The organism is Alkalibacterium olivapovliticus (assembly GCF_003003275.1).
Lineage (GTDB): Bacteria > Bacillota > Bacilli > Lactobacillales > Carnobacteriaceae_A > Alkalibacterium > Alkalibacterium olivapovliticum.
In genome coordinates this window covers 1-15,843 of the sequence record NZ_PVTO01000021.1, presented here as the reverse complement: position 1 = coordinate 15,843, position 15,843 = coordinate 1, and the positions used below count along the sequence as shown (strand labels likewise).

16 protein-coding genes and 1 pseudogene are annotated in these 15,843 nt (G+C 36.8%); 9 read left to right on the top strand and 8 right to left on the bottom strand.

The window, feature by feature from the left end:
* Nucleotides 1-136: 136 nt before the first annotated feature.
* Complete coding sequence (locus CLV38_RS09860; RefSeq protein WP_106194906.1) at nucleotides 137-604, bottom strand: plasmid mobilization protein; 468 nt, start codon at nucleotides 602-604, stop codon at nucleotides 137-139.
* Nucleotides 605-974: 370 nt separating this feature from the next.
* Between CLV38_RS09860 and CLV38_RS09855 the strand changes: the two genes are divergently transcribed.
* The 4 genes and pseudogenes from CLV38_RS09855 to CLV38_RS09845 all read left to right on the top strand — a co-directional run bounded on the left by CLV38_RS09855 (nucleotide 975) and on the right by CLV38_RS09845 (nucleotide 4,442).
* Entirely contained in the window at nucleotides 975-1,337 is a 363-nt protein-coding gene (locus tag CLV38_RS09855; RefSeq protein WP_106194903.1) for an ArsR/SmtB family transcription factor, read from the top strand.
* Nucleotides 1,338-1,353: 16 nt separating this feature from the next.
* A complete protein-coding gene (locus CLV38_RS09850; RefSeq protein ID WP_106194900.1) occupies nucleotides 1,354-1,965 on the top strand; it encodes a CadD family cadmium resistance transporter in 612 nt (203 codons plus the stop codon).
* Nucleotides 1,966-1,991: 26 nt separating this feature from the next.
* Nucleotides 1,992-2,186 (top strand): annotated as a pseudogene (locus CLV38_RS14210) (cation transporter); the annotation flags it as partial.
* 78 nt (nucleotides 2,187-2,264) lie between these two features.
* On the top strand, nucleotides 2,265-4,442 hold the full coding sequence (locus CLV38_RS09845) for a heavy metal translocating P-type ATPase (protein ID WP_425427785.1): 2,178 nt from the start codon (nucleotides 2,265-2,267) through the stop codon (nucleotides 4,440-4,442).
* Nucleotides 4,443-5,086: 644 nt separating this feature from the next.
* Here CLV38_RS09845 and dhaM read toward each other — a convergent pair.
* The 5 genes from dhaM to CLV38_RS09820 form a co-directional block, all read right to left on the bottom strand.
* Complete coding sequence (gene dhaM / locus CLV38_RS09840) at nucleotides 5,087-5,461, bottom strand: dihydroxyacetone kinase phosphoryl donor subunit DhaM (RefSeq protein ID WP_106194894.1); 375 nt, start codon at nucleotides 5,459-5,461, stop codon at nucleotides 5,087-5,089.
* Nucleotides 5,461-6,039 carry a dihydroxyacetone kinase subunit DhaL gene (gene dhaL / locus CLV38_RS09835; protein WP_106194891.1) on the bottom strand — a complete coding sequence of 193 codons (579 nt, stop codon included), beginning with the start codon at nucleotides 6,037-6,039 and terminating at the stop codon, nucleotides 5,461-5,463. Before dhaL ends, dhaM begins: the two co-directional genes overlap by 1 nt.
* 32 nt (nucleotides 6,040-6,071) lie before the next feature.
* Entirely contained in the window at nucleotides 6,072-7,061 is a 990-nt protein-coding gene (gene dhaK / locus CLV38_RS09830) for a dihydroxyacetone kinase subunit DhaK (RefSeq protein ID WP_106194970.1), read from the bottom strand.
* A gap of 35 nt (nucleotides 7,062-7,096) precedes the next feature.
* Nucleotides 7,097-8,230 (bottom strand): glycerol dehydrogenase, encoded by a 1,134-nt coding sequence (locus CLV38_RS09825; protein WP_106194888.1) that lies wholly within the window; start codon nucleotides 8,228-8,230, stop codon nucleotides 7,097-7,099.
* Between the two features lie 200 nt (nucleotides 8,231-8,430).
* Nucleotides 8,431-9,597, bottom strand: coding sequence for an RNA-guided endonuclease TnpB family protein (locus tag CLV38_RS09820; protein ID WP_106194885.1), 1,167 nt, complete (start codon nucleotides 9,595-9,597; stop codon nucleotides 8,431-8,433).
* A 101-nt stretch (nucleotides 9,598-9,698) separates the two neighbouring features.
* Here CLV38_RS09820 and tnpA point away from each other — a divergent pair, with 101 nt between their 5' ends.
* The 3 genes from tnpA to glpK all read left to right on the top strand — a co-directional run bounded on the left by tnpA (nucleotide 9,699) and on the right by glpK (nucleotide 12,302).
* Entirely contained in the window at nucleotides 9,699-10,136 is a 438-nt protein-coding gene (gene tnpA, locus CLV38_RS09815) for an IS200/IS605 family transposase (RefSeq protein WP_106194882.1), read from the top strand.
* Nucleotides 10,137-10,205: 69 nt separating this feature from the next.
* Nucleotides 10,206-10,757: a dihydroxyacetone kinase transcriptional activator DhaS gene (gene dhaS / locus CLV38_RS09810; protein WP_106194879.1), complete on the top strand. Its 552-nt coding sequence runs from the start codon at nucleotides 10,206-10,208 to the stop codon at nucleotides 10,755-10,757.
* A gap of 36 nt (nucleotides 10,758-10,793) precedes the next feature.
* Nucleotides 10,794-12,302 carry a glycerol kinase GlpK gene (gene glpK / locus CLV38_RS09805; protein WP_106194876.1) on the top strand — a complete coding sequence of 503 codons (1,509 nt, stop codon included), beginning with the start codon at nucleotides 10,794-10,796 and terminating at the stop codon, nucleotides 12,300-12,302.
* A gap of 293 nt (nucleotides 12,303-12,595) precedes the next feature.
* Here glpK and tnpB read toward each other — a convergent pair whose 3' ends face one another.
* Entirely contained in the window at nucleotides 12,596-13,675 is a 1,080-nt protein-coding gene (gene tnpB, locus CLV38_RS09800; protein WP_106194873.1) for an IS200/IS605 family element RNA-guided endonuclease TnpB, read from the bottom strand.
* Nucleotides 13,676-13,751: 76 nt separating this feature from the next.
* On the opposite strand from tnpB, the gene CLV38_RS13760 reads away from it, so the two are divergent.
* Together CLV38_RS13760 and CLV38_RS09795 are read left to right on the top strand one after the other, a co-directional pair.
* Nucleotides 13,752-13,889 carry a ribbon-helix-helix domain-containing protein gene (locus CLV38_RS13760; protein ID WP_170068874.1) on the top strand — a complete coding sequence of 46 codons (138 nt, stop codon included), beginning with the start codon at nucleotides 13,752-13,754 and terminating at the stop codon, nucleotides 13,887-13,889.
* 324 nt (nucleotides 13,890-14,213) lie between these two features.
* Nucleotides 14,214-15,143 (top strand): alpha/beta hydrolase, encoded by a 930-nt coding sequence (locus CLV38_RS09795; RefSeq protein ID WP_106194870.1) that lies wholly within the window; start codon nucleotides 14,214-14,216, stop codon nucleotides 15,141-15,143.
* A 25-nt stretch (nucleotides 15,144-15,168) separates the two neighbouring features.
* Here the strand turns inward: CLV38_RS09795 and CLV38_RS09790 are convergent, their stop codons facing one another.
* On the bottom strand, nucleotides 15,169-15,513 hold the full coding sequence (locus tag CLV38_RS09790; RefSeq protein ID WP_106194867.1) for an exonuclease domain-containing protein: 345 nt from the start codon (nucleotides 15,511-15,513) through the stop codon (nucleotides 15,169-15,171).
* Nucleotides 15,514-15,843: the final 330 nt, after the last annotated feature.

The following is a 15,843-nucleotide window of genomic DNA, read 5'->3' as shown; positions in this document are numbered from 1 at the left end:
AACTTCATATAATTCAAGGTCTTTATCTTATAATAGTTCTATCGTAGGGAATCTAAACTCAATTCTTAATTTTACTGAAATAGTTTGAATATTTTTTTCCGGTCTCGTAGAGATTATTTAATTATTTCTTAGTATTTTATTCATAATGTCCCTTGATATCATTTACACTCTCTAAATTATTATTTATTACCTTCTCAGTAAATTCTATTGCTTCTTCTGTATTCATGCTTTCTATTCTTGACACTAACTTCCTAACTCTTTTATATTCATCTAAGACAAACTTTTCATTCGATACAAGTTGTTGTTCCATTTCTTGCCTATCCTCAATTGAAAAATGTTCACCAGTTCCGACTTGTTTTAAAAATGTTCTTACATTTACATTAATTCGTCTAACCTGTATTAATAAATCTCGAAGATCTGAATCATCTAAATTAACAGTGATCGGATTATCAATTTTATCAATACTATTTAAAATTAATGAGCTCATTGACATTTTTTCTGCTTCAGCTTTTAATTTAATCATTTCTTTTTCTTCTGGTGAAACTCTTAAATGTAATCTACCGCCATCTGGTAATCTTACTTGAATACTTTCGGTTCTTTTCATAATAAATCTCTCACTCTCTAATATTATTTTTTGAAAATTATTTACTTTATAAAGAATATTGTGGAGAGTATTTAGAGCACATTTAAAATCAAAAGCAAGGTAGTTGTCCATTTACTTTGTTATAAACGCTCATTAGAAAAGGCACTTTTCTTTACACTGCTCATTTACTTTAAACTCTTAAGAGCTCTTCTGAACTACATATTGGTAAGGATCTCTACTCTGGGTTTATAAATAATGTCATAGATAAAAACTCTTACATGACTAGAAAAATGAATGAAATATAATCAAACAATTGTTTGACTATCTTCTCGAGGAGAATTATAATATCTATATCATAATCAAATGAACGTTTGAATGAGAGGGGAAACAAGTGACTGAAGTTTGCCAAACAACCATTATACATCCTGAAAAAGTAGATGTGGTGAAAAATAAACTAGAAAATAAAGACTTGTCGGATTTGCTTTTACTAGGAAAATGCTTTAGCGATCCTTCAAGGATTAAAATATTCTATGCTTTAGAAACCTTCAAAGAAATGTGTGTCTGCGATTTAGCGGAGATTTTAGACGCTAGTATTGCTACAACGTCACACCATTTGCGCTATTTAAAAAAGCATGGCGTGGCGAAATCACGTAAAGATGGAAAAGAAGCCTACTACTCGTTAGCGAATGAAGAAATTCTTTCGACTATTCGACTGGTATTGGACATGCCCAACAGCTTATCTTTGACGTCTTAGTTTGGAGGAAAACATTTTGTTACAAACTATTTTTTCAGCGATTGCTGTGTATATTTCGACTAGCATCGATTATTTATTTATCTTACTGATTATTTTCTCGCAAGCCTATACACAAAAAGGACTTCGTCAGATTTATTTAGGTCAATATCTTGGAACCGGCATTTTAGTAGCCGTTAGTTTATTTGCTGCTTATGTGCTGAATTTTATCCCCCAAGATTGGATTATCGGACTTTTGGGACTCATTCCTATTTATTTAGGTATCCGAGTTGCTATGGGAGGCGAAGAAGAAGAAGCAGAAAAGGAAGTCGTGGAGAAGTTAGAGTCCAGAGGGTCCAACCGTTTGTTTTGGGCTGTTGCTTTAATTACGATCGCTTCCGGTGGAGATAATTTAGGGATTTATATTCCTTATTTTACCTCTCTATCTGTTTCTGAAATAGTCATTGCTATAGTCGTTTTTGCTCTATCGATTGCGGTGCTTTGCTATATCAGTTATCGATTGGCAAAAATTTCGTTTGTCTCTGAAACATTGGAAAAGTATGAACGAATTATTGTACCGATTGTCTTTATCGGTTTAGGAATCTTTATTATGCTAGAAAACGGGACCATTCAAACACTATTCGGTTTATAAGGCTCGTATGTGAAAGGAAGAAAACGATGAGCGAAAAGAAGAAATCGCATCAGTGGCTCCTGGAAGGAATTGACTGCGCCAATTGTGCTGCTAAAGTGGAGCGAGGGGTGGCTTCCATTCCTGGCGTCACTGAAAGCAATGTGAATTTCATGACAGAAACCTTGAGGTTTGAGGTTGCTGATGATCAAGAAAACTTAATCTTAGTCAATATACAAGAAAAAATTAACAAGTTGGAACCCGACGTGACTTTAAAAAACAAAGCAGATGGGCAATTAATAAATATAAATTCGTCTATAGCTTTGGATAGCAAATCTAAAGAAGATGAACAAACCCATCATGAATGGCTATTAGAGGGAATTGATTGCGCCAATTGTGCCGCCAAGATTGAGAATGACGTGTCTGAAATAGATGGTGTCATGAATAGTAACGTGAATTACATGACCCAGACATTAAGCTTTGATCTTGTGGCAGAAAATGACGCTAAAACTCTTTCTTCGGTTAAAACTAAAATTAAAAAACTAGAACCTGATATCATCCCTCTTATAAAAGCTACAGGTCAGGAAGTTGGAGAAGACAGGGGTCTCCAGTCAGAAAAATCGGGTCAGAAACAGAATCACAAAAGACCAGAAAATTGGGGAATTAATTTAACCATCGGTCGCTTAATCCTTGCCGTTTCAGTGCTTTTACTGGCAAGTTTTGCCCCCATTACCCCTTCCCTTTCCTTTGGTTTGTTTGTGGTCGCTTACCTTGTGGCCGGTTATGATGTGATTTGGCGAGCCGTTCGAAATATCTTTAATGGCCAAGTCTTTGATGAAAACTTTTTGATGACGATTGCGACACTTGCTGCCTTCTATGTGCAAGAATATCCCGAAGCAGTAGCCGTTATGCTTTTCTATCAAGTGGGCGAAGTTTTTCAAGATGTGGCCGTAAACAAATCACGTCGCTCTATCGCAGACTTGATGGATATTCGTCCGGATTACGCCAATATAAAGTTAGCCGATGGCAGTACACGCCAAGTTTCACCAGAATCGATTAAAGTCGGCGATACCATTCTCGTACGTCCAGGCGAAAAAGTGCCCTTAGACGGGAAAGTGGTCGTCGGTTCATCCGCTATGGATACGTCTGCTTTAACCGGTGAGTCAATGCCCCGAAGTGTTAAAGAAGGTGACGACGTTTTAAGTGGTTTTATCAACAAAATCGGCTTGCTAGAAGTCGTGGTTGAAAAGCCCTTCTCAGAGTCAACCGTGACAAAAATTCTTGAGCTCGTTGAGAATGCGAGCAGTCGTAAAGCACCGACAGAACAATTCATCACGAAGTTTGCTCGATACTACACTCCGATCGTGGTCATTTTAGCTGTCTTATTAGCTGTTCTTTTACCATTGATTGTTCCTGAAATGACCTTTAATGATGGAATCTACCGGGCAGCCATTTTCCTCGTTATTTCTTGTCCTTGTGCCTTAGTTGTTTCAATTCCTGTCGGTTTCTTTGGTGGAATTGGTGCTTCTTCACGTAAAGGTATCTTAGTGAAAGGCGGCAACTTCTTAGAAGGCTTAAACGATGTTAAATATGTCATTATGGATAAGACGGGAACCTTAACCAAAGGGGAATTTGAAATAACCGATATTCAATCGACACCAGAATTCAATAATGAAGAACTCTTAGAACTAGCCGCTTATGCGGAAACCCATTCTTCACACCCGATTGCGGTTTCTATCAAAGAACATTACGGGAAAGAGATTGATGAACGACGAATTGATGAATACAATGATCTCTCAGGCCATGGTGTTCAAGCGGTTGTTGATGGCAAAGAGATATTAGCCGGAAATGCTAAATTAATGGCTAAATATGGTATTCCTTTTAAAGAAGTAGAAGAAGTCGGAACGGTTGTCTATTTAGCGATTGAGGGAGCCTATGCTGGTTACCTTCTAATTGCCGATACGATTAAAGAGGACGCTGCAGAAGGTATAGCCTTAATGAAAGAAAAAGGCGTCGAACATATCATTATGCTTACGGGCGATTCAAAAGCGGTCGCTGAGGCTGTTGGAAGTAAATTAGGCATCGATGAAATCCACTCGGAACTTCTTCCACAAGACAAAGTGGAGAAAATGGAAGAAATTATGGTGCGCAAAAACAAAAAAGAAAAAGTTGCTTTTGTGGGCGACGGGATCAACGATACGCCTGTATTGGCCCGTTCAGATATCGGGATTGCGATGGGTGGCTTAGGCTCAGACGCAGCCATTGAAGCGGCGGATATCGTGATTATGGACGACAAGCCGTCTAAAATTGGAACGGCCATGCAAGTGGCCAAAGATACTCGCCAAATTGTCTGGCAAAATATCATTCTCGCACTAGCCATCAAAGGGGTATTTTTGGTTTTAGGTGCCCTTGGTGTTGCTTCGATGTGGGAAGCTGTTTTTGCAGATGTTGGCGTAACAGTTGTTGCTGTATTGAACGCCATGCGTGTGTTAAAGAAATAACTTATAATACTATCAGGTGTTAAGTATAAGATAAAACAATAGATAGCAAAGGACGAGAATGTTGTTTTCATTGCTCTCGTCCTTGTTTGCTTAATAATAACTATCTATTTAATCACGAATTCGAGCATTCTTCAAAGCTAAATTAATGTACTAAGTATTTGCTAACAAAGTATTAAATGCAAAAGAGCTTTCGTAAAAGCGTTGGAAAACTCTTCGCTATGTTTAGTAAAACTTAGTTTTAAGCATAAAAAAGCCTCACTCAGGAATAAACTGTTCCCTAGTGAGGTTTTCGTCTTGCTATGGAGTTGAGGGGAGTCGAACCCCTTCGAATCAAGGTTTAGAGTTATATAGTAATGGTTTTGGTAATGGTTTAGACTAAATATTCGCGCATATGCCTATGTTTTATGAAACACATTGAATTTTTTACTAGCAATTTTTCGTACACTCGCTGGGCATCAATACCCGCATATTATTACTATACTGTATCAAAAATCTTTATTAATCTTTGAAATTTTAAAGTCATTATTCGAGATTTCCACACCGTTATTAGAAATACGCATGTAGGTAACGATTATGATAAATGTCTATACGAATAGTCTATATTTTGTAAAGTTTAGTTTGTTTTCATGATGCTATTTTATCTTTTACTTTACGTTATGCATTTCTTCTAACTGCTCTTCAATATTCTCTTGATTAACACCGGCTTGTAATAAAGCTGCGGCGGTATATGACCCTTCAACAACTGGTACATCATATATTTTAACGGTTTTATCGCTCATTTCCATTGCCATTTCCAGGTTCATTTTAGCACTACCTAAGTCATAGAAAGCTAATAAGTTTTTAGCTGAGCTATTATTAATCGCTGCTAAGGCTGTATCAAAACTTGTTCCTATTTCTTTAATATCGACTCCGCCAACTACTTGAACATCAACATCTGCTGCAACCTCTTTAATTAGACGATGAATTCCTTCAGCTATTTCATAGACATGAGAAACAATAATAATCCCTGTTTTTTCCATTATTCTGTCTCCGCTCTTAACATCGTGTGAAATAATAATCCTGAAGAATAAGCACCTGGATCGATATGGCCGATGGAGCGATCACCAACATAAGATGCGCGACCTTTTTTCGCTTTCAATGGCTTAGTGGCTTCAACAGCTTCGTCAATCAATTCATGCGTTAATTCACCATTTTCAACAGCTTCTACAACAGCTATCCATACATCTACCATCGTTTTATCACCTTGTTCTGCTTTTCCACGCTTTTGAATGTTTTCTAAGCCTGTTTTTAAAATCTTGGCCCATTCTTCACCAGCTGTTTCAGCTTTCATCATTCCCATAAATGCCGATCCATAAAGTGGCCCAGATGCCCCACCTACTTTACTTAATAAATTTGTTGTAATTAATTTTAGTAACTCATTTAAAGTCTCTGGTTTTTGTTCTTCAATTGCCTTAACCACATGTGCCATCCCGCGAGACATGTTATTTCCATGATCGCTATCTCCAATAGGTGTGTCTAATTGGGTTAAATAGTTTTTTTCATTTTGAATTTCTTCATTGAATAATTCCATCCAACGAATTCCCATCTCTATATTCATTAAAATACATTTCCTTTCAGTTTTAAAAAAATTTACCAATTAATAGTATCAACAGTTGCTTTTAAGGCTTCCAGAAAGAAGTCATCTTCTAGACGAAGTAGAGTTAAAGATAAACCTTGCATCTCTAATGATGTCATCAGATTTCCTACTTTTGAAAATTCAATCTCCAACTTATTATCTTTCATTTGTTTGTGAACATCATTTGCAAATACATATTGCTCCATTAGAGGTGTTCCACCTAAACCATTCACGATAATTGCAAAGCGATTGTTTGAGTTTGCTTCAAATTCTTCTAGTAATTTTGTAAGTAATTCATCAACTAAATCTTTTGAAGTTTGTAGCTTTTCTCGCCGGTATCCAGGCTCGCCATGAATCCCCACTCCGTACTCAATTTCGTCATCCGCTAATGCAAAACTTGGTGTACTACTTCCTGGCGTAGTCACTCCCGTTAAAGCTAATCCAACAGTTTTCATATTGGGAATTAAATTTTCAGCTAATTCTTTAATTTCTTCAATTGACTGGCCTTTTTCAGCTGCATAGCCTAATATTTTATGGACAAATATCGTACCTGCTACACCGCGTTTTCCTTGTGTGTAGAGGCTGTCTTCGACAGCGATATCATCATCAACTACAATACTATCTACTTTAATTCCTTCCATCTCTGCGAGTTCCTGAGCCATCTCAAAGTTCATAATATCTCCTGAATAGTTCTTGATGACTAAAAATACACCTTTACCCTCGTCCGCTACTTTAATAGCTTCTAAAATTTGATCGGGCGTTGGAGAAGTAAAAACGGCTCCACAGACAGCTGCTGACAGCATTCCTGCTCCGACAAACCCAGCGTGCGCAGGTTCATGACCGCTTCCACCGCCTGAAACAATAGCCACTTTTCCCTTTTTATCGTGGGTTCGTTGTATGATTCCTGTTTCAGGAACTCTTTTAATTAATTCTGGATGGCTTAGCACCATTCCATCAATCATCTCATCAACAATGTAATCTGGATTATTTAAAATTTTCTTAATCACGTCTATGTCTACCCCTATCTTAGCTTTTCAGTTTATTTATTTTTTTCTTTATAGTCTCGACCAATCGCATCAGCTGCAATAATTGCCTGTGCAACAGCTTCAACTGTTATTTCAAACGGCATTGAGTGGATCGATTCTTCTGGGATACATGCTTTTTTAGCTACTTCTAAAATTTCATCATATTTCACTTCTTCAACATCCAAATCAGCTAGACATACTGGTAATCCAACAGAGATACTAAAATCTAACAGTTCGTTAATTTCTGATTTTGGTGCATTTTCAAGGACTAACTGTACAAATGTTGTAAAAGCAACTTGCTCACCATGGTAGTAATTTCCTGGACCGTCTAGAACAGTTAACCCATTATAAATCGCATGGGATGCTGCTAATCCTGCTGATTCAAAGCCTAAACCAGATAATAAAGTATTCGCTTCCACAATGTCTTCCAAGGCTGGAGTGACAATATTATTATCTGCCGCAATCTTTGCATCATAACCTTTTTCAAGAATGATTTCCAAACTTTTTTCGGCTAATGTCATGGCTGCAATGGTTCCTTTAGCTGGCCCTGTTGCCCCTGTATGATAACCATTTGGTAAACCAGCATTTACATTAGAGTTTGATTGACGAGTGGCTCTCGCTTCGTAATAAGTGGCTAGGGTATCTCCCATTCCCGCAACTAAGAATCGGCTTGGGGCTTGTGCAATAACTGTTGTATCCATTAGAACAACATCTGGGTTTTTAATAAAATAAGCATAGTCATCAAATTGATGATCGGCTGTATACAGTACAGCGGAGTGGCTCGTTGGTGCATCCTGAGCGGCAATCGTAGGACAAACAATCACATTGTGCCCATTTGCAACCACTTTAGATGTATCAATCGCTTTTCCTCCACCTAAACCTACTATGACATCTGTCCCTTTTTCTTCTGCTATTTTTTTCAAGCGCTCAACTTCATCGCGTGTAGCTTCTCCACCAAACTCTGCGCGATACAGCTTAACATTAAATTTCTCTGCCGTCTTATCTAATTTATCTTGTACTCGATCGATATCTTCCTTATTTCCGATAACAAGGGCTGATTCTCCTAAAGATTGAATATAGAACCCTAAGTTTAATAATTCGTCTTCACCTTGAACGTACTTACTTGGACTAATAAATGCTTTTCTCATTGTCATTCCTCCTCGTATAATTTAAGTGCTTTCTTTACTGCTAAATAAACATTAACAAGTAAGCGTTATCATCACAACAGACAAAAACTTTACTTTGTCCGATTGGCTTTCTATTTTTTGTAACGTATACTTTAGATAGTGAACTACATCGGCACTAAAGTACCGAGCTTCTGGGAACACCCTTAACTTACCTGTGCCACTTATGGGTAGACAGGCAGCGGTTTAGGCTGGTTGACCAAGGCTTGTCCCAAGCCAATAGATAGAATATTTTTTGCGGCATTGATATCCCGATCATGGTGGTCATGACAAGAGGTGCACAGCCATTCACGAATGGATAGCTCTTGTTTGCCACCGTCATGTCCGCAGGACGAACAGATTTGTGACGTTTTATATGGATTGACCACAATGAGTTCTTTACCATATTTCACGCATTTGTACGCCAACATTGTGCGAATCTCGCGCCAAGATTGAGCCGCAATACTACGTGCTAATTGGCTGTTTTTCATCATCTTACTTGTATTTAAGTCTTCCAAGACAATGACATCAAACTCTTTAACCAACGTAGTCGTCAATTTATGTAGACGATCCATGCGTTGGTTTTTTTCTTTTTGAAACACTTTTGCTCGTTGTTGTTTAGCCTTTTGATAGTTCTTTGCTTCAGATAATGGAATATCTTTTGCCTTGGCTAAACGGGCACGTCGTGCGACACGTTTCTCCCAATACAATCGCTTGCCCGACAATAGTTTGTCGTAACGAATCGTAGGCATTTTGTCGCCTGTAGACAAAACCATTAAGTCTGCAACGCCCATATCGATTCCCACGGATTGATTTGTCTTTGTAGTGATGACTTGGCTTTCGTCTTCTACAAGTAAACTACACTCAAATATTCCTGAAGGTGTGAGACAAATAGTGGCTCTTTTTATGTTACCTTTGATGGTTTGACCACAACGGAAACGTACAAAACCAATTTTGGGCAACCGAAGGTAGCCATTCTCATAGCGAATAGCGTTATTCACATTTTTCGACGTATAGGATTGTCGAGCATGGTATTTTCCTTTAAAGCGAGGGTGTTTAAAATGTCCTTTATTCGTAAAGAATTGTTTAAAGGCGCCTGCCAGTTCTGATGAAACCTGTTGAAGACTGGTAGAGTCCGACAATTTTAAAAATGCGTACTCTTTCTTCAATGTTGGCAACAGTTTATTTAAATCATACTCCCCTAACGTAGGCAATGAAGGATTATTTCCATAACGTTGGTTCCACATGTTTAAAAATTGATTCCATACAAAGCGCGCATTGCCAATATTTTGTAATACTTGTGCTTGTTGTGTTGGCTTCAGAGTTAATTGCCCTTTAATTCCGTATAACATATGTCCTTGCCTCCTCTTTGTATGGTATACTTATTATAACACAGATGACATGAACAGAAAAATGTTAACCGGCTTAAAGATAACATTTGGAGGTCTTACATATGTATACAAAAACGCGCACCAATCTATACCGAACAACCTATCATTTAGTTTGGGTAACAAAGTATCGAAAGGTAATATTCACTACACTTAATCGCCGAGAAGCGATGATGGAAATGCTTAGTTTGATTGCGGAGAATAATGACATTACCATTCTCGAAAGTGAAGTGATGGAGGATCATATCCATTTAGTGGTTTCCTTTCCGCCAAACAAATCGATCAGTACAGTGATGAAGGCACTGAAAGGTGCTTCTGCACGAGAGTGGTTTCAACAGTTTCCAGAAACAAAAAAAGAGCTTTGGAAGGGCTCTTTGTGGTCAGGAAGCTATTTCGTCAGTACGGTAGGTAATGTTTCTAAAGAAGTGGTCATGCAATATGTACAAGACCAGTTAAAAAAATTCAATGCGGGCCGTTCGAGACGTGATTCATCCCCTGGTTAAAACCAGGAGTTTTCTCACTAACGCCTTTATAAATTACTTGCCACTCTTGAGTAAAAGGAGTCTAAATAGATGGAACAAAAAACTAACACGAAAAAAATTATTGCTTTAGCCTTTCAAGAATTAACAACTAAAAAAACAATCGAGAAAATCTCAATCACTGATATTATGAAGCAAGCTGGTTTCCGTCGCCAAACTTTTTATGATTATTTTGACGATAGATATGATTTAGTTACTTGGATTTTCTATTGGGAGTTATATGAATCTACTTATCCGATTAAGACTTGGGAAAATTGGGAGGATATTTTGGATCATCTATTAACTTATCTCGAATCAAATAAAATTTATTACAAGAAGATTTTTTTGAATATCAAACTAGATTCTTTTAAACAGTACTTTATTTACTCAATTAAAAATCTAGTTAATGAGTTAACAAATGACTACTTTAAAGATCAGACTCTTTCGCGAGATGAAAAACAATTAATCCAAACAGCAACTGATTTTTATAGCTATGGTTTATCTGAAAGCCTTTATCATTGGGTATTAGAGAATTGCGAACCAAACAGTCAGAAGTACCATGCAATGCTTGTCAAACTTGTAAAATACCAATTGCAAATTGATTAACAATTTATTATTTTTATAGAATAAATGGAGTGATAAATGATGGCAGAATATATACTTTCTATTGATCAAGGAACAACTACGACTCGTGCTTTTATTATTGACCGGAAAGGAAATTACATAGGAACAGCTAGTCAAAAATTCCAACAAATTATTCCAAATCCTGGCTGGGTAGAACATGACCCGAATGTCATTTGGCAATCTGTTTGTAATGTAATAGAAGAAGTTACCCAAAAATCAGGAATTAGTTATTCTCAAATAAAAGCACTTGGAATAAGTAACCAGCGTGAAACGACCGTTGTCTGGGATAAAATAACAGGTGAACCTATTTACAATGCAATTGTTTGGAATTCTAACCAATCTTTGAATATTATTAATCAATTGAAATCTGTAACAAACGAAGAATATATTAATAAAAATACTGGACTTGTTATGGATCCTTATTTTTCAGCAAGTAAAGTTCGTTGGATTCTAGATCAGAACGAAAGTGCGCAAGCAGAAGCTGAAAAGGGAAATTTACTTTTTGGAACAATTGACAGTTGGATTATCTGGAAACTAACCAAAGGGAAGTTGCATGCTACTGATCATACCAATGCATCTAGAACGATGCTTTTTAATATTCACCATTTAGAATGGGATAATCACTTGCTCGAACTCTTTAATATTCCAAGAGCCATGCTCCCGAATGTTTATCCAAGTTCATTTTATTATGGAGAAACGGATTCAAGTATTTTTAATGGAGTAAAAATACCCATTAGTGGGGTTGCTGGGAATCAGCAAGCTTCATTATTTGGTCAACTTGCTTTCCAATCTGGACAAGTTAAAAGCACTTATGGTCAAGGGACATTTATTGTTATGAATACTGGCTCCGAAGCAAAATCATCAAATAATCGTTTGCTGACAACGATTGCTTATTCAATAGACAACCAAATTAACTATGCTCTGGAAGGTTCTGCTTTGATTTCTGGAAGTGCAATTGAATGGCTGAAAGATGGCTTAGAATTATTTGAGAACATTGAAGATTCTGAGACTTTAGCGCTTCAAGCAAATGAAGAATCACCTGTCTATGTTGTTCCAACTTTTCGAGGAATGGGAGCTCCTTATTGGGAACCTGATGTCAGAGGAGCTGTTCTAGGAATGGATGAACATACTGGAAAAAGAGAACTTGTTCTTGCTACATTTGAATCTTTAGCTTACCAGGTCAATGATATTATTGATTTAATGGAATCAGAAACAGAAATTGAGCTTGATGTTTTACATGTTGATGGCGGGGTTGCTCAAAATAATTTTCTTATCCAATTTCAAGCTGATATCCTTAATAAAACGGTAAGTCGTGTTGAACGTCTAGAAACAACAGGTTTAGGTGCTGCCTATCTCGCTGGATTAGCTGTTGATTATTGGAAAGATTTAAATGAATTAAAAGCTTTAGTGTCTGAGAGCGAAATTTTCCAACCAAATATGACCCAAATAGAACGAATGACAAAATTAAAAAGCTGGCATAACGCACTTAAAACTGTTCGATATTATTCCCAGTTAAATCTTGACTAGTTTTCCAATCTTTACTAGATAATTCGTGAAAATATAGTAGGAGTTCACCAAGAACATATAACTATTTATAATCTAGCCAAGAGAAAGATTTTACTCATCTACTCATTTTGACTATCCTGTAGTAAGTCTTTATAAAAAGACTATGGATTGTGAACTACCCACCACTTAAATCCTTTGGATTTTGAAGTGGGTGCTTCCTACGAACTCCATTCTTGTCTGCACAGACTTCATACAGACAGAGGAATCGGATAGGGGTAGGCTCAAAAGGCAGTCCCTGCCTCATTGATTTTCTTTTACTTGGCCAATGCCAAGAGGTTTTTGCTGGCATTGATATCTCTGTCAAGGTATTCCCCGCATGTCGGGCAGTCCCACTCCCGGATATTGAGCGGCTTCTTGCCGTCTCGGTGTCCGCAACTCGAACAAACCTGACTAGACGGATAGAATCGGTCTGCTTTGATAAGTGTCCGTCCTTTTTGCTTGGATTTATATTCTAATTGGCGGACGAATTCATACCATCCTGCATCACCAATGCTTTTTGCCAGTTTATGATTTTTCATCAGGTTCTTACTGGACAGAGTTTCGATTACAATGACTTGGTTTTCGTCTGTAATCTTTTTGGATAGTTTGTGCAAGAAATCTTTGCGCTGATTGGCAATCTTTTCGTGCTTTTTGGCTACCTTTAAGCGTGCTTTATTGCGGTTCTTACCGCCTTTTTGTTTGAGGGATAACGACCGTTGCGCCTTCTTCAGCTTCTTTTCGGACTTGTACAGCGGTTTTGGATTTTTGTGCTTCTCAGTTTCCCCTAAATCATTGGTGGTGATCGCAAAATCCGAAATACCCAAATCAATCCCAATCTTCCGTTCAACTAATTGGGGCGTTTCGTCCGCTGATTCCACAAGAATGGATATAAAATAATTTCCCGATTTATTCATTGATATCGTACATGATTTAATCTTGCCTTGAAAAGTACGATGCTGGACAAGCTTTACACATCCGATTTTAGGCAGTTTGATCTTACCATCTTCAATTCGGATATTTCCCCCTTGATTGTTGGTGGTATAACTCGCTTTTGAACGGTGTTTGGATTTGAATTTTGGAAATCCAATGGATTTATCCCGGAAGAAATTTTTGTAGGCTCGTTCCAAATTCTGCTGAGCGTTCGCCAAAGCCAGACTATCAACCGCTTTCATAAAAGGAAACGCTTCTTTGTACTGAGCGGGCGTATTGTTGAGCATTTGTTTCGTCTCTTTATAGTGGTCGATCTTGTCGCTAAGCATTTGGTTATAAATGAAGCGGGCACAACCAAAACAGTTCGCAAAATAGTTTTTTTGTTCTTCATTTGGGTAGAGTCGATACTTATAAGCTTTTAACATATTCTTCACCTCCTCGTACGCTTTGTTACTTGATTATACCGTAAAAACACCGTATAATCAAGTCGGAGGTGAGTATATGTCTGACAAAGAACGCGTAGAAATACGTATGCCAAAAGTTATTCTAGAAAAAGTAGACGCATACCAAAAAGAAAATGGACTGCCTACACGAACGGCAGCTATCCTTGAACTAATAAGAAAAGGTCTTGAGAAATAACTTCAAGCTATCGCTTGGCCGACATTCATCTCCCACTTTCACTGGTGCTTCGTACCCATACGTTTAGAAGTGGGAGACTTCTTTCGGAATTACGTTAAAAAGATTCCATAGTCTTTGATGTTAAGAATATTAAATTTTCCGATTTTGAATTAGTTTACACGATTCTTTGTATCACCAGTTTTTATGACTTCTAGAGTAGAATCTAACCCAATATGTGGAATGAATAAGTAATCTCCTGACAAAATACACGTTTAAGGAACTATAATTTTTTATAATTTGTTTTGTATTATACTAAATAAAATTAAATTTGATAGGAGCAGGAAAATGGAACATACAACTATATATACTTCTTCCCATGATGGCCAAAAGATATTTTTACGTATATGGGATCAAGTAGAAAAACCAAAAGGAATCGTTCAAATTATTCATGGAATGGCCGAACATTCTGCACGATATGAAACTTTTGCATATTTTTTGAATAAGAAAGGTTATATTGTTTATGCGGATGATCATCGCGGTCATGGGCATTCTTTAACAGAAGAAGAAGTTTTTGGGTATATTGGTGAGAATGGTTTTCAAAAAATTGTTAAAGATGAACAACTAATTTCTGAGTTGATAAAAAAGAAATATCCTCAACTGCCTTTATTTATTTTTGCTCATAGTTTTGGTTCATTTATCGGGCAGGAGTATATCATTCAAAATTCTGAAAAAATAGATGGGATCATTCTTTCTGGTTCAGCCAAACAAAATGGACTGGACGTAAAAATGGGAAGAATATTCGCTACCTTCCAAAATATTGTATTCGATAATAAAAAAGAAGCTAAATTGATTGATAAATTATCTTTTGGGTCATTTAATAAGAAATTTAAAAAGCAGCAACCGACATCTAGTTGGATCACAAGAGATGCTAAAGTTGTGGAACAATATGAGAAAGACGAATTGTCTGGTTTCGTTTCTTCGATAAACTTTTACTATGAACTTTTCCATGCTTTTAAATCGCTATATCAAACTAAACGACTAGAAAAAATTGAAAAGGATTTGCCTCTTTTAATTGTTTCTGGTGATATGGATCCTGTTGGTAAGTATGGTACAGCGGTTCAAGCATTATATGAGCAGTATGTTCAATTAGATTTGGAAAATGTAACACTTAAGTTATTTAAAGATGCCCGGCATGAATTGGTAAATGAACTAAACAACCAGGAAATTTTTTCTTACATCAATGATTGGTTGCAACAGCAGATAGAGAGCAATTAAACGTCAATTAAGTTATGTTATAGTTTTAATTAATTCGAAGGATGAATAAAGATATGGTGTGTACACAATTAATTTTTCCCTCGTAAAAAGAAAAACGGTATGCAGTGGCTTGTAGCCTGCATACCGTTTCAGTATATATTAGATATTGAATAGTGTCCGACTGTTTCACTACTTCTGTTCTTTGGTCACTACTTATAGCCGATAACTCAATAATTTCATCAAATCTAGGATCTAGACCTGTAGTCTCAATATCAATTATTGTAAAACTATTTGGTAGTTCTAATAGACTATCTCCTTTTTTATCCCTTATTGTTCTTTTGCTTTCCACTATTTGAGCACCTTCAGATGATAATTGAATATATGATCTCATCAAAATATCCCTCCATTTTTTATTCTATATAACTCAAGTTTCGCACCCTTAAGAACTCCGTTCTATCCTTTACATCATAAGGATTATTTAGATTAATCAGCTTAAAAGTAAAGAAAAAGACAGCTCTCTTTGGTAAAATGTGAGTACCACTACCAACATTCCAAGGAGAGATGTCTTATGGCTAACATTTTACCAAATAATTCAGAAAAAAACGAGTTTTATTCGAGTATTGATTACTTTATCAAACAATTTACAGTCGGAACCCTGTTAAATCGGTCCAATATCAAAAAAGAAGAAGGAGTAAGTGTGACCGCTATCGTTACCTTCTTA